The following is a 20,236-nucleotide window of genomic DNA, read 5'->3' as shown; positions in this document are numbered from 1 at the left end:
TACCTTCCCGACTATGCGCGACCGGACGGGTTGTACGGTCCGCCAGCACCTGCGCCGAGCCTGCTCCGGGCTGCATTCGGTTCGTGGTCGGAGGCGTTGCCGTGTTCGGTCTTGAAAAACTCCATCAGCTCCTGCAGTTGCGCGGCCTGACCGCCCATTTCCTCGGCGGTGGCGGCCAGCTCTTCAGAGGCACTGGCGTTCTGCTGCGTGGCCTTGTTCAACTGGCCCATGGCGCCGTTGATCTGGCCCACGCCGGCACTCTGCTCCTGGCTCGCGGCGGCAATCTCCTGGACGAGGTCGGAGGTCTTGCGGATGCTGGGCACCATTTCGTCGAGGAGTTTCCCGGCCTGTTCGGCCAGCTTGACGCTGGAGCCGGCCAGTTGCCCGATCTCCTGGGCGGCGACCTGGCTGCGCTCCGCCAGCTTCCTGACTTCCGCGGCGACCACGGCAAAGCCCTTGCCGTGCTCGCCCGCGCGGGCGGCTTCGATCGCGGCGTTGAGCGCCAGCAGGTTGGTCTGGTAGGCGATGTCGTCGATGATGCCGATCTTGCCGGCGATGGACTTCATGGCTTCGACCGTGTCCTTGACCGCCTTGCCGCCCTGTTCGGCTACCGACGAGCACTTGGTGGCCATGTTGTCGGTGACCTTGGCGTTCTCGGTGTTCTGGGTGATGCTGGCCGTCATCTGTTCGATACTGGCGGTGGTCTCTTCGACCGAGGCGGCCTCCTCGGAGGACGATTGTGAGAGCGCCTGGGCGGTCGCGGAAACCTGATCCGCAGCGCTGTTCAGCGAGTCCGCGGCAAGCCGGACCTCGTCGATCGTCCCGTCCAGCCTTTCGACCGTGCGGGCGATCGAATCCTGGAGCTCGCCGATTTCGTCCTTGCGGTCGACCCGTACCTTCACGCGCAGATCGCCTTCGGCGAGGTGGCGAACTGCTTCCGAAAGCTCATGCACGTCGCGCAGCATGCGGGTCAGCAGCAGGACGAAGCCGGCGCAGAGCGCGATCAGGATCAGCGTCGTGGCCACGGCGATTCCCAGTCCGCGACGCGCATTGCCTATCAGTTGCGTGGCGTTGCCGGCAATGTCGGCGGCCAACTGATCTTCGATGAGCTTCATGGCATCGATCTTGGCGGTGATGGCGGCAAACCAGGTCGCCGGTTCCACCTCGAAATTGCCCAGGAAAGCCTGCTCGATGGCGATGCCGCGCATGCGCAAGGTCTCCTGCGCCGGCTTGGCGGCCAGCAGATCGGCCAGCGCCTTGGTCGACGCCGGATCGGCGAGGCCGCGAAACTGCGCCAGATACAAATCCTGTGCCGTGATCAGGCCCTGCAGGCGCTGGAATACCGGAACCTTGATCGCCTCCTTGGCGGCGAATATTCCATTTACCGTGGCGCGTTCCCGTCCCGCCTGTTCCTTGGCGCCAAGGAACATCACATACGCCGAGAACTTGCGCATCATCCCGGCCTCGCCCAGGCTGGGTGCGATCGAGCCGACGGCCACCAGGTAGTTCTCGATGGACGCGGAATAGAAGCCAAACGAGTCGGGGCCGGCCAGTTTCAAGGCACTGATCTCGCCGCGCTTGCCTTCGAGGGCGGCGATCGCATCGTTGGCCTTGCGCATGCTCTCGACAAAGACAGGCGGCAAGTCATCGGCGCGGGCGGCAAAGTTGTCCAGCATGACTTTCCGTCGCGCGTCCGAATCCGCGCGCTGCTTGAGCAACGCCTCCTTGAATTTCTCGCCCTTGGAACCGATGAAGCCGGCCGACAGGCCGCGTTCCTTTTGCAGTTCATGCACCAGGGCGCTGGCGGCCACGGCCACGTCGCCCACTGCCGCGATGCGATTGCCTTCGCCGATCTTCAGCAGTTCGCCGCGAACGTTGGCGAACAGATACCAGACCAGACCCAGCGCCAGGGTGGCGAACAGCAACAGCAGGCGGACGCGTATCGATGTGAGCTTCATGGTCTTCTCCCTCAATTCTTCTGACGTGTCAAACGTCCGCGCCGACTTTCGCGGTGTGGTCGGAAACCGTGGCCAGGGTCGCGATCTCATCGACCGAGAGCACCTTCCGTATATCGAGGATGATCACGAACTTGCCGCCGATCTTGCCCATGCCGGCGATGAAGTCGGCGCGGATCTTGGCGCCGAAGGCCGGTGGCGGCTCGATGTCGACGTCGGACACTTCGAGGACTTCGGACACGGCATCGACCACGATGCCGATGTCGTGGCGTTCGTCATCGGTCACCAGCTCGATGATGACGATGCAGGTGCGGCGCGACTGCTCGCTCTGGCTGCCGCCGAAGCGCGCCGCGAGGTCGATCACCGGCACCACCGCGCCGCGCAGGTTGATCACGCCGCGGATGAAGGCCGGCATCATCGGAATCTCGGTGAGGCTGCCGTACTCGATGATCTCCTTGACGTTGAGGATGCCCACGGCGTACATCTCGCCGGAGAGCTGGAAGGTCAGGTACTGCCGGATGTCGACGCCGCCGAGCGCGGCCGCCACCAGAGGCGGCTTGCCGCGCGTGGCGGGCGATTGTTGTGCGAGTTGTCCCATGTGTCGATCTCCTTGGTCGGGGCTTGGCCTCAGAAGCGCTCGAAATCACCACTGGCGACGGGTTCGGCCATCGCCGCGGCCTTCGCCTTCACCGCGCGCGCGGAAGCGGCCGGCGCCTGGCCGCGAGCGCGCCTGGTCGCCGTGCCGCCAGCGCCGACTCTTGAGCTGCCCTGCTCGATCTTGAAGAACTCCATCAGCTCCTGGAGTTGCGCGGCCTGGCCGCCCATCTCCTCGGCCGTGGCGGCGAGCTCCTCGGAGGAGGAGGCGTTCTGCTGCGTGGCCTTGTTCAGTTGCCCCATGGCGCCGTTGATCTGGCCCACGCCCTGGCTTTGCTCCTGGCTCGCGGCGGCAATCTCCTGGACGAGGTCGGAGGTCTTGCGGATGCTGGGCACCATTTCGTCGAGGAGTTTCCCGGCCTGCTCGGCCAGCTTGACGCTGGAGCCGGCCAGTTGCCCGATCTCCTGGGCGGCGACCTGGCTGCGCTCCGCCAGCTTCCTGACTTCGGCGGCGACCACGGCAAAGCCCTTGCCGTGCTCGCCCGCGCGGGCGGCTTCGATGGCGGCATTGAGCGCCAGCAGGTTGGTCTGGTAGGCGATGTCGTCGATGATGCCGATCTTGCCGGCGATGGACTTCATGGCTTCGACCGTGTCCTTGACCGCCGTGCCGCCCTGTTCGGCCTCGGACGAGCTCTTGGTGGCCATGTTGTCGGTGACCTTGGCGTTCTCGGTGTTCTGGGTGATGCTGGCGGTCATTTGCTCGATGCTGGCGGTGGTCTCTTCGACGCTGGCGGCTTGCTCGGAACTCGACTGCGAGAGGGATTGCGCGGTGGCGGAAACTTGACCGGCGGCATTGTTCAGGCTGTCGGACGCGCCTTTGACCTCGCCGACGATATGTGAAAGCGTGCCGATCATCTTGTGAATCCCGGCGAGCAGGCTCGTTGCGTCGCCGGACCTGAGATTCACCGGGACCGTGAGATATCCCTCCGCTACCGCCCGGACAACGTCATTCACGTAACCGGGCTCACCGCCAAGTTGCCGCAGGACACTGTGGGTAATGAGCCAGCCTGCGGCCACCGCCAACAGAGCGGCGATGATCCCAAGGGCAATGTTCGTTGCCAGGCCGTTCTCCGCGGTTTTTGCGGACTCCGCGCCGAGACCGTCGAGCTGATCACCCTGGTACTTGATCAGGGCATTGACGCGTTTGCGATACTCGGTCGCGGCGGGGCGAAATTCGTTGTCCAGAAAGGCCACGGCCTCGGCTTTTTTGCCTTCCTCGGCCAGCTTGATCAGCTGGTTCTGGGCGGCGACGTAGCGTTCCCGCACCTGAAGAATCGCCTGCATCATTTCCTTGCCCCTGGGCTGAACCAATTTCGGCCCGAGGGCGTCCCAGGCTTTGGCGATGGCGGCGCGCCCTTCGAAAATTCGCGCCTTGGCCGTGTTCTGCGCATCCGGGCTGGTGGCCAGGGCAACATCCCGCGCGGCGATGCCGATCTCATTGACGCCGGCCAGCCCGTCTTGCAGCAGCACGACTTTGGGCCAGAGGTTCTTCGCTATGTTCTCGGTGTTGTTGCTCAAATCCATCAACCGCAACGAACCCGTCGCCGACGTCACGATCAGCAGGATCAGTACGAGACCAAATGCCAGGACAAGCTTGGTGCCGAGTTTCAGATTGTTGAACATGATGTGCCTTCTTGTTTGAGTTTATGAACGCGGCGCAGAACAGCGCGGTTGCGCCGCGTAACCGGGGGTCTTGCACGGGGAAACGGAGGGGTGACCGGGCCGGTATCGAATATCCCGGCGATCCGCGCGCAATTCCCAGGCGGTCGTAACTATGCTAAAAGATATAGCGCCTGAAAATCGATCCGTGGATCGCGCAGAAATCCGCGGAAACTACGTAGAGCTGCCAGCAGGGGGAATCCGTTGTCGCAGCCGGGCTGCGTCTGGCACCCGAATCAGAAAGCGGAGCCGGGCTGTTTCAGGAATTCGATTTCCTCGGCCGAGGATTCGCGGCCAAGAATGGCGTTGCGATGGGGGAAGCGGCCGAAGCGGGCGATGATGACGCGATGCTTCCCGGCGTAGTCCAGCGCGGAATCGAAAGCCGGCGCCTGCGTTTCCCGCGCCAGCGCCGTGTACAGCGCCACCGAGCGTTCCTGCTCGATGAGCGATTCGCTGTGCTCGAAGGGCAGGTAGACGAACCAGCGATGCCAGGGATCGAGGTTCTTGTCGCGGCCGCTGGCCACCAGTTCCGTCGCCAGCTTCAGGGCCTGCGCGTCGCCGGCAAAGGCGCGTGCCGTGCCGCGAAACATGTTGCGCGTGAATTGGTCGAGCAGGATGATGCGCGCCAGTTGATCTTCAATGGATGCCGCGGCGGGCAAGGTGCCGGTCAGGGCCGCTTCGACGTCGGCGGCGAAGCCTTCGCGGATCGCCGCGTCGAAGGCTTCATCCTTGCGGAACCATTCCGGCCGATAGCCCCCGGCTGGCTGGAACCAGAAGTCGAGGACGGCGCGGGTGAGCGTCGCCGGCTCCTGCATCAGGTTTTCCTGGCGACGGGATTCTTAGCTGCCGGTTTTTTCGCCGCCGTTTTCTTCGGCGCCGCTTTTTTCGCCGTGTCTCCAGCGCCGACTGTCTTGCTTGCGGTCTTCTTGGCCACCGGCTTCTTCGCGGCGGCCTTTTTCAGCACGGGTTCGTTCGCCGCCGGCTCGGTCTTGGTGGCGACCTTGGCCGCAGCCTTCGGCGCCCGCGGTTCGAATTCGAAGCCGACCTTGCCGGTCTTCGGATCACGTACCAGGAAGGCGGAGAACTTGCGCCGTGTCTTGTTCGAGATGAAACCCTTGAGCAGGTCGGTGCGTCCGGTGGCCAGCAGCTTCTGCATGTCGCTGCGCGCCACTTCCTGCTGCAGGATGATCTTGCCGGAGCGGAAATCGCAGGCCTTGGCGACACCCACGGCCTTTTCGCAGACATAGGCCATGCCGTGTTCGAAGACGCGGGCGCCGCATTTCGGGCAGGCGCCCAAGCTTTCCTGGGTCGAGAAATCCACTTCCTCGCCGTCGGCGTCGGCATCCGACTGGCCGAAGTCGAATTCCGGCATGTGGTCGTCCTTTAGCCGGATCATGGCGGCGAACGGGCGCCCCATTTTGCTGCGGAAGCCCTGCAAGGGCCCGACCTGGCGGTTCTTCAGGAGTTCGTCGATTTCCGCGGACTCCCATTGGCGACTGGCAACCACCTTCCACAATTTGTAGTCGCACTGTTCACAGGTGAAGTGCTTGTAGCCTTCGTGGATCTTGGCGCCGCAGCGTGGGCAGGGTGTCTTCAGGGTGCCGAAGTCGGGGTCGGCGAATTCGCCGGTCTTGATGCGCTCGACCATCTCGCGTGTCTTGTCCACGATATGGTTCATGAACTCGTCGCGGCCAAGGCGGCCCTGTTCCATTTCCTTGAGCTTGAATTCCCATTCGCCGGTCAGTTCCGGCGAGCGGATTTCGTCAACCTTGAGTTGCTCCAGCGCGAACAGCAGCGAGAACGCCTTGGCCGTCGGCTGCAATTCGCGGCCGTTGCGATGCAGGTATTCCTCGGCCAGCAGGCCTTCGATCGTCGCCGCACGCGTGGCGGGGGTGCCAAGGCCGCGCTCGGACATGGCTTCGCGCAGTTCCTCGTCCTCGATCAGCTTGCCGGCGCCTTCCATGGCGGTGAGCAGCGTGGCTTCCGTGAAGCGCGGCGGCGGCTGGGTGGCCTTGGCCTTGACTTCGACATCCTTGGCCCAGATGCGCTCGTTCTTTTCCAGTGGCGGCAGGGTCGGGTTCTCGCCGGCGTCCTCACGGGTTTCCTGCGACTCCTTGCCATATACGGCCAGCCAACCCGGCGTGACGAGAACCTTGCCCTCGGTCTTGAAGGCTTCCTTTTCGACGCGCGTGATGCGGGTGGTGATGTTGTATTCGGCGGACGGATAGAAGATGGCGAGAAAGCGTTTGGTGACCAGGTCGTAGATCTTCTGTTCCGGCTCGGAGAGGCTCTTGGGCGCCGCACCGGTGGGGATGATGGCGAAGTGGTCGCTCACTTTGGCATTGTTGAAAATGCGCTTGTTGGGATGCACCCAGCCGTTCTTGAGGACGGCGCCGGCGAAGGTCGCGTAGGGCGTTCCGGCCATCGCCGCCAGGGTTTCCTTGACAGTGCCGATGTAATCCTCGGGCAGGTGGCGGCTGTCGGTCCGCGGGTAGGTCAGGACCTTGTGCCGTTCGTACAGTGCCTGGGCGATGCCCAGCGTGTTTTTTGCCGAAAAGCCAAAGCGGCCGTTGGCCTCGCGCTGCAGCGAGGTGAGGTCGTAGAGCATCGGGCAGGCTTCGGTCTTGGGTTTGCTTTCCTCTTCGACCGTACCGTGCTGGCCCAGGCATTTCTTGCGCAGGGCGTCGGCCCGGGCCTTGTCCCAGATGCGCTCGGCGCGGGCGTGTTCATCGTCGGCCTTCTTGAATTTCTCGTCGAACCAGCGACCGCGGTAGGTGCCGGCGAGGCACTGGAATTCGCCTTCGACTTCCCAGTAATCGCGTGACACAAAGGCCCGGATACGGCTTTCGCGTTCGACCATGATGGCCAGGGTCGGCGTCTGCACGCGGCCCACCGGCGTCTTGTAGAAGCCGCCTTCCTTCGAGTTGAAGGCGGTCATGGCACGCGTGCCGTTGATCCCGATCAGCCAGTCGGCCTCCGAGCGGCAGCGCGCGGCATCGGCCAGCGGCAGCATTTCCTGGTCGGTGCGCAAATGCGCGAAGCCGTCGCGGATCGCGGTGCTGGTCATCGACTGGAGCCAGAGGCGGCGCACGGGTTTCTGCTTGGCGCCGAGCGCGTGTTGCGCGACATAGCGGAAAATCAGCTCGCCCTCGCGTCCGGCGTCGCAGGCATTGACCAGGCCGGTGACATCCTTGCGCTTGGCCAGGCGCGTCAGCAAACGCAGTCTTTCCTGCGTTTTTTCAATCGGATTCAGCGCGAAACGCGGTGGAATCACCGGTAGATGGGCAAAGCTCCACTTGCCGCGCTTGACGTCGTATTCCTCGGGTACCGCCAATTCCAGAAGGTGGCCGATGGCGGAGGACAGGACGTAATCGTCACTTTCGAAGTAGTCGCCGGTCTTGGCGAAGCCCCCCAGTGCCTTGGCGATGTCCTGGGCGACAGAAGGTTTCTCGGCAATGATGAGCTGTTTCATAGTGTTGGCTTTCCCCCCGGCCCCCTTTCCGGGAAAGGGGGTGACGGGGGCTCGCGGTGCTCGAAATGGAACAATTGGGCCAAAGTGGGCGTTCGGGAGCGGCGCATCATAAGCGCGCCCCGCCCAATTAAGCAAGCCGGGAATCAGTTGAGCAGAATGCGGGTGACGTCCTCGTCCGCCCCTTGATCGGCATCGTCGTCGTCCTCGGCCAGCAGTTCCTCGAGGATCAATGCATCGACTTCGTGGCGATAGCGCCAGACCACGGCGAGTACGATGACCTTGAGCCGGTCCAGGGTAATCTCGTCATCAGGCAGGGCCAGTGCACGCTCGATGATGGCTTCGCGCAGGGAGGCGTCGATTGCACCGTTCTGTTCCAGGAAGGAGATGAATCCGCGACAGGCGGTCGACAGCCGATCCAGTTCTTCCTCGCCGTAGATCCTGATCGATCCGGCCAGCGCGGGCGGGCTGCAACGTCCCCCCTCCGGACCGGCAAGGCCATCCAGCCAGGCCAGGGCGGCAGAGATATCGTCGGAACCGAAACCGGCCGCCGACAGTTTCCTGGCCAGTACCTCAGGTTCCGGGCAGGCGTCGGGCAGGTAGTTCTCGAACAGGTAAACCAGGATGTCGATCATTGGTCGAGTTGGTGAGTGGAACGTAAAACGTCAGGCTGGAGGCGCGTTGCGGAGGAGGGTAGCTGTCACGATTCTAGTGGAGTTTCTGGTAGAGGCCGCCGGGCAGCTGCGCGATGCGCCCTTCAAGTTCCATGGGCAGCAGCATGGCAAGAAGGGCGGCAGGCGTCAAGCCGCAGCGGGTCGCCAGGGCATCCAGCGCACAGGGTGCGTCGCCCATCGCAGCGAGTACTTGCTCCTCCACGACGTCCCCCGTCCTTGTTTTCGGCTTGCCGCGGGCCGTCGTGCCGGGGGCCGGCTGCCAACGCAATTCCTCGAGTACGTCCTGTGCCGATTCGACCAGCTTGGCCCCCTGGCGGATCAACTGGTGGCAGCCGCGCGACAGCGGTGAGTGGATCGAGCCGGGAATCGCGAAAACCTCGCGCCCGCTATCCGCAGCCAGCCGGGCCGTGATCAGCGAGCCGCTCCTCGGCGCTGCCTCGACCACCAGGCAGCCCAGGCTGAGGCCGGCGATGATCCGGTTGCGGCGCGGAAAGTTGGTGGCCAGCGCCGGGGTGCCCAGCGGGAACTCGCCAAGCACCACTCCCTGCTCGGCGATACGCCGCGCCAGCGCTTCGTTGCTTGCCGGGTAAAGCCGGTCGGCTCCGGTGCCGATCACCGCCACCGTGCCCGCCGGGGATTCCAGCGCGCCGCGATGGGCGGCGGCATCGATGCCCAACGCCAAGCCGCTGACGATGGTCAGCCCGGCTTCGCCCAGCGTCCGGGCGAAAGCTTCCGCGTCGCGCAGGCCCTGGGCCGTCGCATTGCGGCTGCCGACCATGGCCAGCATCGGCTGGCGCAGCCTTGCCGGGTCCCCCTTGACGTAGAGCAGCAGCGGCGGGTCGTCCGCGCTCAGCAGGCTTTGTGGATAGTCCGCGTCGGCCAGCGTCAGCAGGCGGTTGCCGGCTTGTTCCGCCCAGGCCAGTGCCGCCTCGATGGCGGCGCCGCAGTCATGGGCCAGCAGGTGTTCGACGAGGCCCGGATCGATCACTGCCGCCAGCGGGCGCGGACCGGCATCGTAAATGGCCGATGGCAGGCCGAAGGATTTCAGCAGGTTGCGCCTGGCTTCGCCGCCGATGCCCGGCGTCAGTGTCAGGCGCAGCCAGGCGGCGAGTTCTCGGCGATCTTCCGCCATGCGGCTCTCAGGGGCAAGAAGTGGGCGCGGCGGGCGCGCCCACGCTGTTTGTCAGGGCGTGCGCACGGTATCGCCGACCGACATGGGCTGCGTCGCATGCATGATCAGCGCGTAGGACACACGGTCGAACACGCGGAACACGAACAGCAGGCCGTTGCGCGCATCGGGCAACTGGTAATCGCTGCGGTCGCCCTGATAGCGGTTCACCACCGCCTTGCCGGCGACGTCGGCGGCGAGCACATGGCCAGGTTCGAGGCCGTCGGCCCTGCCGCGATTCAGCGTCACCACCGATTGCGGCCCACCGAAGCTGACGCCGGAATACATGCCGAGGATCTTGGCCCGGATCAGCTTGGTCGGTGCGCGCGGCACGTAGTCGACCACGTCCTGGCGCGGCGCGGCCAGCAGGCGGTCGTCCCGGACGATTTCCTGGACCGAGGAGGTCACCAGGAAGCTCGATGGCACGCCGCCCTTGATCATGCGCGCGGTGCCCAGATAGACGGCTTCGTGGCCCAGCGTTTCCCCGCTTTCGGGGTCGAGCAGCGGCTTGCCCTGGCGGAACAGTTGCCAGGTCTTGTGCTGGGCAGTGACTTCGGTGGTGTAGATGGTGTCGCCGGAGCCGGCGATGACTCGGTCGCCCTGCAACGCGACGACGCGCGGGGCGCTGGCGAGTCCGCCGGGTTCGAGCACGCGCGGTTCGCTGAGGAAGGGTTCGATGTCCTGCGGCGGAATCGACGGAATGCCCTTCCTGAGCGGCTCGACATACTCGCGCCGCGGCTCCTTCACCGTCACCAGCTTGAGCCGGGGTTGGGTGCCGCTGCGGTCGAGCGCCAGGACCTGGCCCGGAAAGATGCGTTGCGGGTTCTTGATTTCCGTGGCGTTGAGCTTCCACAGTTCCCCCCAGCGATAGGGATCCTTGAGAAATTTGGCGGCGATGCTCCACAGCGTGTCGCCGGCGACCACCACGTGCCGGTCGGGCGCGCCATCGGCCAGTTGCAGGGGCTGGGCACCCTGGGCGAGGGCCAGGGTGCTTGAAATGCTGATGAGCAGCGCAGATATAATGCGACGCATGGCTTGGTCTCCTGGCCGAGTGTCTGTGCGGATGGGCGACCCACCCGAGTATCGACCCGATTCTGCCCGACAATTACCCCTGCATCAATTCTTTCAAGAGCGGTTTCATGGCCCTATTGCCGATTTTGCGTTACCCGGATCCCCGCCTGCACACGAAAGCCGCCCCGGTTGCGCAAGTCGATGACTCCGTCCGCCAACTGGCCGCCGACATGGCCGAGACCATGTACGCCGCGCCGGGCATCGGCCTGGCCGCGACGCAGGTGGATCGGCACCTGCGCCTGATCGTGATCGACGTGTCGGAAGACAAGTCGCAGCTGCTGACCCTGATCAATCCCTCGCTGCTGGAAAAATCCGGCGAATGCGAAGGCGAGGAAGGCTGCCTCTCCGTGCCCGGCATCTACGAAACCGTGAAACGTGCGAGCCAAGTCCGCGTGCGCGCGCTCGGACTGGACGGCCAGCCCTTCGAACTCGACGCGAACGACCTGCTCGCCGTCTGCATCCAGCACGAAATGGACCACCTGGAAGGCAAGGTCTTCGTCGAATACCTCTCCCGCCTCAAACGCGAGCGCATCAAGAGCAAGCTGGTAAAGCAGGCGCGCGAGACATTTTGACGCTTACGGCACCGAGCGCCACCTGCAGAAATTGAAACACGCGAAAGGCGAATTGGTCTCCCGCCCCCCTTCCCCCCTCGCGGGGGGTTATCAATCGGCGCGCTGCGCGCGTTCATCACAAGGAGCTCCGTACAAGGAGTTTCACGGTAAATGAAAATCATCTTCGCCGGCACGCCAGAGTTTGCCGCGACGGCACTGCAAGCGCTGCTGGCCGCCGGGCACGAGGTGGCGCTGGTGCTGACCCAGCCTGATCGCCCCGCCGGGCGCGGCATGGTGCTGCAGGCCTCGGCGGTCAAGAAGGTGGCGCTGGCGCACGGCATTCCCGTGTTCCAGCCCGAGCGCCTGAAGGATCCGGCGGCACACGAACCGATACGCGCCGCCTGCGTCGAACGCAGCGCCGAACTGATGGTGGTCGCCGCCTATGGGCTGATCCTGCCGCAGGCCGTGCTCGGCTTGCCGCGCCGCGGCTGCATCAACATCCATGCGTCGCTGCTGCCGCGCTGGCGTGGCGCCGCGCCCATCCATCGCGCCATCGAGGCAGGCGATGCCCATACCGGCATCACCATCATGCGCATGGAAGCCGGACTCGACACCGGGCCGATGCTGCTGGCGCGCGCCCTCGACATCGAGCCGCAAGACACCACCGGCAGCCTGCACGATCGCCTCGCCGCACTGGGAGGCGAACTCGTGGTCGAGGCATTGGCGCGCTTCGACCAACTCGCCCCCGTGGTGCAACCGGCGGATGGCGTCACCTATGCGGCAAAGATAGCCAAGGCCGAGGCGCAGCTCGACTGGAGCCAGCCGGCAGCGGTCCTGGCGCGCAAGGTACGCGCCTTCAATCCCTTTCCGGGGGCGGTGGTGAGCCTGGCCGGCGAACCGGTCAAGGCCTGGCGCGCCGACGCCGTCGCCGGTGGCGGGCGCCCCGGGCAGGTGCTCGCCGCCGATGCCGAAGGCATTGTAGTGGCCTGCGGCGAGGGTGCCTTGCGCCTCACCGAGCTGCAAAAACCTGGCGGCCGCCGTGTCGCCAGCGCCGACTTTCTTAGCGGCAGCCGACTGCGACCCGACTGAGCGGCTTCGACGCCCGGCCACGAGTTCCGTCCTGCCGCCGTGTCGCCGGCGCCGACTTGCCAGGACATCCTTGCCGCAATCGGCGCGCAACGGCGATTGATCCGTTCGGACTATTGCGAAGCGCGCTGCATTTTCCTAGAGTCGGCAGCGCCGGGTCTGGCAGGTCGCGCGTTGCGATCCGGCCCGTCGCAGCGAGCATTGCGGGAGATCAATCATGATGAAGAAGACATCGATGGCCGTGGCGCTCTGCCTGGCGCTGGCCGGTACCGCTCAAGCGGCCGACTACACCCTGACCTTCGCCGGCGCGGCGACCTGCGCGGCAAACAGTTGCGTCGACTGGCAGCAGATACAGCAGTCCTATGGCGACGTCGCCGGCATCGTCGACGTCAGCTACATCGACGTACTGCATCCCGGCAATTCCCTGCTTTGGTGGAGTACCGACTACAACGACCTGGTCGACGTGGCCTTTGCTAATGGCGGCGACGGCGACGGGCAGTCGCACGGCCGCATCGAAATCAAGTCGCTCAACGGGCAGGCGGTGACGCTCAACAGCATGGATTTCGGTGCGTGGCCCGACGCGACGCGCAACACCCACATCCGCGTCACCGCCATGGGTGGCGGTCCGAACCTGTTCAGCTACGATGGCGCGATCGGCATCGGCGCGACGACCCACAATTCCTTTGCACCTTCGGTCTCCTCGGCCAACGGTGTCTGGATCGACTGGTACAGCACGGCCTACAACGTCGGCATCGATAACGTGAACTTCTCCATCGGCGGGAACATCGCGCCGGTCCCCGAACCCGAAACCTACGCCATGATGCTCGCCGGGCTGGGCCTGCTGGGTTTTGCCGCAAGGCGCCGGAGGCAGCAGCACGCCGCGGCCTGATCCCGCACCAAGGCACTACCACGACAGGGGCTGCGGCCCCTGTCGTGTTTTGCGCGAGCCGATCTGCGGCCTCGCCGCAATCCAGCGCGGGGCATGAATTGCGCTGGGATACACTCCGCCGATGCAACTTCTGCCCCCGCTCGCCGAGACCCTGCACGCTGCCGCCGGCCTGGTCGCCGCGGTGATTGCCGGACGCAACTTCGATACCGGGCTGGCGCGCGCCGGCCTTGTGGGGCCGGTTCGCGCCGCCACCATGGACCTGGCCTATACGACCCTGCGTGCCTTCGGGCGTGGCGACTACCTGCTCGGCCGACTGCTCCAGCGCCCGCTCAAGGACGCGTCGGCGCGCGGCCTGCTGCTGGTGGCTCTGGCGCGCCTAGAAGCGCGGCCGGATGACGGCCACACCACGGTGGACCAGGCCGTGACGGCTGCGACGCGCATTGCGCGGGGCCGGTACAAGGGCCTGGTCAATGGCGTGCTGCGCAATTTCCTGCGCCGGCGCGCCGACCTGCTGGCGCAGGCGGAGGCCGATCCGGTGGCGCGCTGGCGACATCCGGCATGGTGGATCGCGCGCCTGCAACAAGACCATCCGGCGCGCTGGGAAAGCATCCTCGCCGCCGGCAACAGCCATCCGCCGCTGTGCCTGCGCGTCAATCGGCGCCGTGCCACCAGCGCCGACTTTTCCAATCAACTCGCCGTCGCCGGCATCGCGGCGCGCGTGCTGGACGACTGCGCGATCCTGGTCGAGAAACCGGTCCCGGTGGAGCGCATCCCGGGCTTTGCCGCGGGATTGTGTTCGGTGCAGGACCACGGCGCGCAGGCCGCCGCGGCCCTGCTCGACGCGCGCGACGGGATGCGCGTGCTCGACGCCTGCGCCGCACCCGGGGGCAAGGCGGCTCATCTGCTGGAGATCGAGGACGTCCGGCTGACCGCGCTCGACGCGGATACCGCGCGCGTGGCGCGCATTGCAGAAAACCTGGCGCGGCTCGGCCTGACGGCGGAAGTCAGGGTGGCCGATGCCCGCTCCCCCGACACCTGGTGGGACGGCCGCGCCTTCGACCGCATCCTTGCCGACGTGCCGTGCTCCGCCTCCGGCGTGGTGCGTCGCCATCCTGATGCAAAATGGCTGCGGCGCGAAGCCGACATTGCTTCTTTCGCCGCGACGCAACGCGAGATCATCGATGCCCTGTGGCGAACTCTCGCCCCTGGTGGCAAAATGGTCTATGCAACCTGCTCCGTGTTCCACGAGGAGAATGCCCGGCAAGTCGAATCCTTCCTCGCCCGCCACGCCGATGCCCGGCAGCCGCCGGCAACCCGCGACGCACAACTGCAACTACTGCCCGACGCCGAACATGACGGCTTTTATTACGCGCTGCTGCAAAAGGCTTGAAGCCGGTTTGCTTGCACTGCTGCTGCTGGCGGCCTTTGCCGTCCATGCCGGCAGCATTGAGCCGAAACGCGCGGCGCTGACCCCCGGCGATGACGCCTACACGCTGTCCGCCGAGTTCGCGATCGAGCTTGGCAACCGCCTGGAGGATGCCGTGGCGCGCGGCGTGCCGCTGTATTTCAACCTCGAATTCGTGCTCGAGCGCAGCCGCAAGTATTGGGTCAATGAGCACATCGCGACGCGCAGCCTGACCTATCGCCTGGCCTACAGCGGCCTGACGCGCCAGTACCGCCTGACCACCGGCAACCTGCATCAGAATTTCGGCAGCCTGGCCGAGGCGATGCGCGTGGTCGGCCGAATTGCCGCGCTGCCGGTGGTCGACCGGGACCAGATCAAGGCCGGCGAATCGTACGAGGCGGCGGTGCGCCTGGCGCTTGACCGCAGCCAGTTGCCCAAGCCCTTCCAGGTCGATGCCATTACCGACCGCGAACTGCAGGTGGAAGCCAAAGTGCTGCGCTGGCAGTTCGTCGTTCCGGCGGCGGTGCAGTGAAGGTCGCCCTGGCGGTCATCGCCGCGCTGGGCGCGATCCTGCTGTTCCTGCTGGCGTCGGCGTCGGCCAATACCGCACTGTTCGCCGAGCACTACCCATGGCTGTTGGCGATCAACGGCGTTGCCGCCGTGGCCCTGGTGGTCCTGGTCGGGCTCCAGTTGCGGCGGCTGCGGCGCGATTTTCGCGCCGGCGTGTTCGGCTCGCGCCTCAAGTCGCGCCTGCTGCTGATGCTCTCGCTGATGGCGGTGCTGCCGGGCGCGCTGGTGTACGGCGTCTCGATGCAGTTCGCCGTGAAAAGCATCGATTCCTGGTTCGACGTGCGGGTCGACGCCGCGCTCGAAGGCGGCCTCAACCTAGGCCGCAGCGTACTCGATACGCTGCAGGCCGACCTGCTGGCAAAGGCGCGCGACGTGGCCCTCGAACTCGGCGAAGCGGTGCTGGTCAGCCCGAGCCGGCTGAATCGCTTGCGCGAACAGGCGGGGGCGCAGAGCGCGACCCTGCTCACGCTATCCGGCCAAGTGCTGGCCAGCAGTTCGGCCGACATGGGCAGCCTGTTGCCATCGCTACCGGCGCCAGGCCAGTTGCGCCAGGCGCGCAGCGGGCGCGGCATGGCGCTGACCGGTGACGCCGACGGCGGCGGCCTGCTGGTGCGGGCACTGGTCCCGGTTGCCGAAAGCGGCTTCACCGCCGATCCGAGGATCCTGCAATTGACGCTGATGGTGCCGTCCTCGATCATCAAGAGCGCGGAGAGCGTCGAAGCGGCCCATCGCGATTACCAGGAACTGCAGTTGGGCCGCGCCGGCCTCAAGCGCATTTACACCCTGACCCTGACCCTGTCCTTGCTGCTCGCGCTGTTTGCCGCGATCGCGCTGGCTTTTTTCCTCGCCGAACGACTGGCACGGCCGCTGCTGATTCTCGCCGAAGGCACCCAGGCGGTAGCAGCCGGCGACTTTGCGCCGCGTGCCACGGTGGAGGCATCCGACGAACTCGGCGTGCTGACCCATTCCTTCAACAGCATGACCCACCAGTTGAGCGAGGCGCGCGCCCAGGCTGACCACCATCGCGCCGAAACCGAGGCGGCGCAAGCCTATCTGGAATCGGTGCTGGCCAACCTGTCGGCGGGCGTGCTGGCCTTCGACCTGCGCTTTCGCCTGCGCGCGGCCAACCGCGGCGCGCAGGCCATCCTCGGCCACGACCTGGCGGGCTTCGAGCAGATTCGCTTGCAGGACTGGCCGCGCCACGAAACGCTGGCCGGTGCGATCCTGGAAGGCTTCGCGCGCCGTGGCGACGAGTGGCAGGAGCAGCTCGAACTGGCGCGCCCGGACAGCATGCCGCAGGCGCTGCTGGTGCGTGGCACGGCCTTGCCGGCGACCGGCGGAGGCGGTTACGTGGTGGTTTTCGACGACATCACCAGGCTGATTGCGGCGCAGCGTTCGGCCGCCTGGGGCGAGGTCGCGCAGCGCCTGGCCCACGAGATCAAGAACCCGCTGACGCCGATACAGCTGTCCGCGGAACGCCTGCAGATCAAGCTGGCCGATCAGCTCACGGGCGCCTCGCGGGAACTGCTCGATCGTGCCACGCAGACCATCGTCAGCCAGGTCGAGGCGATGAAGAACATGGTCAATGACTTCCGCGACTATGCGCGGACACCGCTGCCGCAGCTCGCCCCGGTCGAGCTGCGGGCCTTGCTGAACGAGGTGCTGGGCCTCTATGAGAACTCGCGCGCTTCGATCGCCGTGGAGCCGGCGCCGACTCCCGGGCCGTTGCCGCCCGTCATGGCCGATGCCAACCAGTTGCGACAGGTACTGCATAATGTGCTGACCAACGCGCAGGATGCGCTGGTCGATGTGGACGCGGGGCGGATCACCATCGCGACGGCGCGGGATGCCGGACGAATCCGGCTCACCGTCAGGGACAACGGGCCCGGGTTTCCGCCGCAGATCCTGTCGCGCGCCTTCGAGCCCTATGTCACGACCAAGTCGAAGGGGACCGGGCTGGGTCTGGCGATCGTCAAGAAGATCGTGGACGACCATGGTGGCGAGATACGCCTGGCCAACGAGCAGGGCGGAGAAGTAAGCATATGGTTGCCGCTGGCGAACCAGGGATAGGGAATCCTGGTTCGCAAGGCAGATGCAGGACGGCACGGCGGCGAATCACGCCGCACTGGTTGATGTCCTTTGAGGGGGCAGGGGAGTCGGGAAAGATGTCGAAAATTCTGGTGGTAGATGATGAAGTCGGGATCCGCGAGCTGCTGTCGGAGATCCTGAGCGACGAGGGCCACGATGTCCAGCTCGCGGAGAATGCGGCCGAAGCCCGCACCGCGCGCGAAGCCGGGCGCCCCGACATGGTCCTGCTCGACATCTGGATGCCGGATACCGATGGCATCACGCTGCTGAAGGAGTGGGGCGGCAACGGACAGCTCAACATGCCGGTGGTGATGATGTCCGGCCACGCCACCATCGAAACCGCGGTGGAAGCGACGCGGATCGGGGCGCTGGATTTCCTGGAAAAGCCTATCGGCATGCAGAAGCTGCTGGCCGCCGTGAAGAAGGCGCTCGAGCGCGGCGCCCGGCACGGTGGCGGCGGCCTCTCGCTGGGCGCCTTCGCCCGTCCCGGCCCGCTGCGCGACCTCAAACGCCGGCTGGATCAAGTGCTCGCACGCAGCCCGCTGCTGATGCTGCGCGCGGCGCCGGGCAGTATCGTCGAACTGGTGGCGCGCACCGCGCAGGTTGCCGGCAAGCCCTGGATCGACCTGGCGCACGACTCCAATCCACTCAGCGTCGAAATGCTGCAGCGTGCCAGCGGCGGCGTGCTGTGGTGCGAGGAACTGGCGCGCCTGACGCGCCTGCAGCAAAAGAACCTCCTGTTTGCCGCCGAGCGCCTGGACCGCTACAGCTTGCGACTGGTCGCCGCCACTACCCATAGCAGCTCCGAACTGCTGGCACTGGGCTGGGACGAAGGTGGTTTGCAGCGGCTGTTCGAGACCGGGCTGGGTGTGCCCAGCCTGGGCGAACTGAAGGATGAAGTACCCGATATCGCCGCCCATCTGCTGACACAGTTGATGGAGAGCGACGAGATTCCGCTGCGGCGGTTTTCAAGCGCGGCGCTCAACGCGCTGCGGCAGCACGCCTGGGACGGCGGTTACGGCGAGCTCAAGGCGGCGGTCAAGTCGCTGGCGCTGGCCAGCCTGGGCGAGGAAATCGGCGAAGAGGAAACGCTGCAGTTGTTGGCGCCCGCCGGCGAGCCCGACGTGGGCCCTGTCGGGCTTGCGCCGGAAGTCATCGACCTGCCCTTGCGCGAGGCGCGCGAAGCCTTCGAACGCATGTACTTCGAGCACCACCTCGCCAAGGATGGCGGCAACATGACGCGTCTGGCGGAAAAGACCGGCCTGGAGCGTACGCACCTGTATCGCAAGCTGAAAGACCTGGGGCTCAGATAACTTGAAAATACCTGATCGGAGGCACCGGTGACGTTCGAGCGCAGCGAGCACATTAGTAGCCTCCCCGCGAGGGGGCGAGGCGGGGTTGCGCAGCGCATGCGCTGCGCCGCCGCAGCCGGCGGGCTGTGCAAAGCCCGCCGTGGATCGTGTAGCGAATGGGAGGGGCGGGCGTTCAATTCGCCTTTACTTCGTTTCATCATCAGCAGTGCAGCATCGTTGCCCAGGATTACGACTTAGCCATGAGAATCATCATCCTCGGCGCCGGCCAGGTCGGCGCATCGGTGGCCGAGGCGCTCTCCTCGGAAGCCAACGACATCACCATCGTGGACCAGAGCCGCGAGGCGCTGGGAGACTTGGCCGACCGCCTCGACGTGCGTACCCTGGTCGGCAACGGCGCGCTGCCCTCGGTGCTGAAGAGCGCCGGCATCGATGATGCCGACATGCTGGTGGCGGTGACCCAGTCGGATGCCACCAACCTGGTGGCCTGCAAGATCGCGCGCAGCGTGTTCAACGTCACCACCCGCATCGCGCGGCTGCGCTCGGCCGACTACCTGGATGACAAGAGCCTGCTCGACGACGAGCATTTCGGCGTCACCCACGCGATCTGTCCGGAACAGGAGATCACCGACTACATCGCGCGCCTGATCGATTTCCCCGAGGCGCTGCAGGTGCTGGAGTTCGCCGACGGCCGCGTGACCCTGGTCTGTGTGCGCGCCTACGAAGGTGGCCTGCTGGTCGGCAAGCCGATCAAGGCCATGCGCGAGCATCTGCCATCCGCGATCGATGCCCGCATCGCCGCGATCTTCCGCGAGCACCAGTCGGTGGATCCCGAGGGCAACACCACCATCGAGGCCGGTGACGAGGTTTTCGTCCTGGCGGCGAGGGAGCACATCCGCGCCGTCATGGGCGAGCTGCGGCGCATGCTGAAACCGGTCCGCCGCGTCATGATCGCCGGCGGCGGCAACATCGGCGCCCGCGTCGCATTGGCGCTGGAAGGCGCACACGAAGTCAAGGTGATCGAGCGCAATCCGGGCCGTGCCGAGCACGTGGCGACGAAGCTGCAACGCAGCCTCGTGCTGCAGGGCGAGGCCACCGACGAGAACGTCCTGGCGCAGGAGAACATCGACGAGATGGACATGTTCCTCGCCCTGACCAACGACGACGAAGACAACATCATGGCCGCCTCGCTGGCCAAGCGGCTGGGCTGCAAGCGGGTTCTGGCGCTGATCAATCGCCGCGCCTACGCCGACATGGTGCAGGGCGGCCCGATCGACATCGGCCTGTCGCCGGCCCAGATCTCGATCGGTTCGCTACTGACCTACTGCCGGCGCGGTGACGTGGCGCGGGTGCACAGCCTGCGCCGCGGCGCCGCCGAAGCCCTGGAGCTGGTGGTGCACGGGGATCGCCACAGCAGCAAGGTGGTCGGACGCCGCATCGATGAGCTGCCGGTGATCAAGGGCGCGCACATCGCCGCCATCGTGCGCGATACCGGCGAACTCGCCGTGGTGCAGAAGGAGGGATTCCTGATCGACGAGAAGCGCGCCAGGGTGATCATTCCCCACCACGACACGGTGATCGAGGAGAACGACCACGTCGTCGTCTTCTGCGTGCGCAAGCGGGAAGTGCCGCAGGTCGAAAAGCTGTTCCAGGTTGGCTTCCAGTTCCTCTGAGTCGCGCCTGACCG

General features: G+C 65.8%; 16 protein-coding genes. 8 read left to right on the top strand and 8 right to left on the bottom strand.

Annotated features, from left to right (window positions below):
• Nucleotides 1-11: 11 nt before the first annotated feature.
• The 8 genes from J0M27_RS02910 to J0M27_RS02875 form a co-directional block, all read right to left on the bottom strand.
• On the bottom strand, nt 12-1,958 hold the full coding sequence (locus tag J0M27_RS02910) for a methyl-accepting chemotaxis protein (RefSeq protein ID WP_294987273.1): 1,947 nt from the start codon (nt 1,956-1,958) through the stop codon (nt 12-14).
• Between the two features lie 28 nt (nt 1,959-1,986).
• On the bottom strand, nt 1,987-2,553 hold the full coding sequence (locus J0M27_RS02905) for a chemotaxis protein CheW (protein WP_294987271.1): 567 nt from the start codon (nt 2,551-2,553) through the stop codon (nt 1,987-1,989).
• A gap of 29 nt (nt 2,554-2,582) precedes the next feature.
• Entirely contained in the window at nt 2,583-4,232 is a 1,650-nt protein-coding gene (locus tag J0M27_RS02900; protein ID WP_294987269.1) for a methyl-accepting chemotaxis protein, read from the bottom strand.
• A 272-nt stretch (nt 4,233-4,504) separates the two neighbouring features.
• Nucleotides 4,505-5,083: a DUF924 family protein gene (locus J0M27_RS02895; RefSeq protein ID WP_294987267.1), complete on the bottom strand. Its 579-nt coding sequence runs from the start codon at nt 5,081-5,083 to the stop codon at nt 4,505-4,507.
• The gene (locus J0M27_RS02890; RefSeq protein ID WP_294987265.1) at nt 5,083-7,740 is read right to left on the bottom strand and encodes a DNA topoisomerase III; all 2,658 of its coding nucleotides are present in this window, start codon (nt 7,738-7,740) and stop codon (nt 5,083-5,085) included. Before J0M27_RS02890 ends, J0M27_RS02895 begins: the two co-directional genes overlap by 1 nt.
• Nucleotides 7,741-7,883: 143 nt before the next feature.
• Nucleotides 7,884-8,372, bottom strand: coding sequence for a DUF494 domain-containing protein (locus J0M27_RS02885; RefSeq protein WP_294987263.1), 489 nt, complete (start codon nt 8,370-8,372; stop codon nt 7,884-7,886).
• Nucleotides 8,373-8,445: 73 nt separating this feature from the next.
• Nucleotides 8,446-9,543 (bottom strand): DNA-processing protein DprA, encoded by a 1,098-nt coding sequence (gene dprA / locus J0M27_RS02880; RefSeq protein WP_294987261.1) that lies wholly within the window; start codon nt 9,541-9,543, stop codon nt 8,446-8,448.
• 51 nt (nt 9,544-9,594) lie between these two features.
• Entirely contained in the window at nt 9,595-10,611 is a 1,017-nt protein-coding gene (locus J0M27_RS02875; protein WP_294987259.1) for a LysM domain-containing protein, read from the bottom strand.
• Between the two features lie 107 nt (nt 10,612-10,718).
• On the opposite strand from J0M27_RS02875, the gene def reads away from it, so the two are divergent.
• From def to trkA, 8 genes are all read left to right on the top strand, one after another.
• Nucleotides 10,719-11,222 carry a peptide deformylase gene (gene def / locus J0M27_RS02870; protein ID WP_294987258.1) on the top strand — a complete coding sequence of 168 codons (504 nt, stop codon included), beginning with the start codon at nt 10,719-10,721 and terminating at the stop codon, nt 11,220-11,222.
• Nucleotides 11,223-11,372: 150 nt separating this feature from the next.
• A complete protein-coding gene (fmt, locus tag J0M27_RS02865) occupies nt 11,373-12,290 on the top strand; it encodes a methionyl-tRNA formyltransferase (protein ID WP_294987256.1) in 918 nt (305 codons plus the stop codon).
• Between the two features lie 214 nt (nt 12,291-12,504).
• A complete protein-coding gene (locus J0M27_RS02860; RefSeq protein WP_294987254.1) occupies nt 12,505-13,176 on the top strand; it encodes an FxDxF family PEP-CTERM protein in 672 nt (223 codons plus the stop codon).
• A gap of 121 nt (nt 13,177-13,297) precedes the next feature.
• Nucleotides 13,298-14,566 (top strand): 16S rRNA (cytosine(967)-C(5))-methyltransferase RsmB, encoded by a 1,269-nt coding sequence (rsmB, locus tag J0M27_RS02855; protein WP_294987252.1) that lies wholly within the window; start codon nt 13,298-13,300, stop codon nt 14,564-14,566.
• A 7-nt stretch (nt 14,567-14,573) separates the two neighbouring features.
• Nucleotides 14,574-15,113: a DUF4390 domain-containing protein gene (locus J0M27_RS02850; RefSeq protein ID WP_294987250.1), complete on the top strand. Its 540-nt coding sequence runs from the start codon at nt 14,574-14,576 to the stop codon at nt 15,111-15,113.
• Nucleotides 15,110-17,221 (top strand): ATP-binding protein, encoded by a 2,112-nt coding sequence (locus J0M27_RS02845; RefSeq protein WP_294987248.1) that lies wholly within the window; start codon nt 15,110-15,112, stop codon nt 17,219-17,221. The genes J0M27_RS02850 and J0M27_RS02845 overlap by 4 nt, the downstream gene beginning before the upstream one ends.
• A 95-nt stretch (nt 17,222-17,316) precedes the next feature.
• The gene (locus tag J0M27_RS02840; protein ID WP_294987246.1) at nt 17,317-18,552 is read left to right on the top strand and encodes a response regulator; all 1,236 of its coding nucleotides are present in this window, start codon (nt 17,317-17,319) and stop codon (nt 18,550-18,552) included.
• Between the two features lie 239 nt (nt 18,553-18,791).
• Nucleotides 18,792-20,222, top strand: a complete 1,431-nt coding sequence (gene trkA, locus J0M27_RS02835) for a Trk system potassium transporter TrkA (RefSeq protein WP_294987245.1) — start codon at nt 18,792-18,794, stop codon at nt 20,220-20,222.
• Nucleotides 20,223-20,236 lie beyond the last annotated feature (14 nt).

Source organism: Sulfuritalea sp., assembly GCF_017302275.1.
Classification (GTDB): domain Bacteria; phylum Pseudomonadota; class Gammaproteobacteria; order Burkholderiales; family Rhodocyclaceae; genus Sulfuritalea.
This window is presented reverse-complemented; position numbering and strand designations above follow the sequence as displayed.

Excerpts from the sequence above, each read along its gene's own strand:
- J0M27_RS02910 (WP_294987273.1), bottom strand. The coding sequence starts at position 1,958 with ATGAAGCTCACATCGATACGCGTCCGCCTGCTGTTGCTGTTCGCCACC.
- J0M27_RS02905 (WP_294987271.1), bottom strand. The coding sequence starts at position 2,553 with ATGGGACAACTCGCACAACAATCGCCCGCCACGCGCGGCAAGCCGCCT.
- J0M27_RS02900 (WP_294987269.1), bottom strand. The coding sequence starts at position 4,232 with ATGTTCAACAATCTGAAACTCGGCACCAAGCTTGTCCTGGCATTTGGT.
- J0M27_RS02895 (WP_294987267.1), bottom strand. The coding sequence starts at position 5,083 with ATGCAGGAGCCGGCGACGCTCACCCGCGCCGTCCTCGACTTCTGGTTC.
- J0M27_RS02890 (WP_294987265.1), bottom strand. The coding sequence starts at position 7,740 with ATGAAACAGCTCATCATTGCCGAGAAACCTTCTGTCGCCCAGGACATC.
- J0M27_RS02885 (WP_294987263.1), bottom strand. The coding sequence starts at position 8,372 with ATGATCGACATCCTGGTTTACCTGTTCGAGAACTACCTGCCCGACGCC.
- dprA (WP_294987261.1), bottom strand. The coding sequence starts at position 9,543 with ATGGCGGAAGATCGCCGAGAACTCGCCGCCTGGCTGCGCCTGACACTG.
- J0M27_RS02875 (WP_294987259.1), bottom strand. The coding sequence starts at position 10,611 with ATGCGTCGCATTATATCTGCGCTGCTCATCAGCATTTCAAGCACCCTG.
- def (WP_294987258.1), top strand. The coding sequence starts at position 10,719 with ATGGCCCTATTGCCGATTTTGCGTTACCCGGATCCCCGCCTGCACACG.
- fmt (WP_294987256.1), top strand. The coding sequence starts at position 11,373 with ATGAAAATCATCTTCGCCGGCACGCCAGAGTTTGCCGCGACGGCACTG.
- J0M27_RS02860 (WP_294987254.1), top strand. The coding sequence starts at position 12,505 with ATGATGAAGAAGACATCGATGGCCGTGGCGCTCTGCCTGGCGCTGGCC.
- rsmB (WP_294987252.1), top strand. The coding sequence starts at position 13,298 with ATGCAACTTCTGCCCCCGCTCGCCGAGACCCTGCACGCTGCCGCCGGC.
- J0M27_RS02840 (WP_294987246.1), top strand. The coding sequence starts at position 17,317 with ATGTCGAAAATTCTGGTGGTAGATGATGAAGTCGGGATCCGCGAGCTG.
- trkA (WP_294987245.1), top strand. The coding sequence starts at position 18,792 with ATGAGAATCATCATCCTCGGCGCCGGCCAGGTCGGCGCATCGGTGGCC.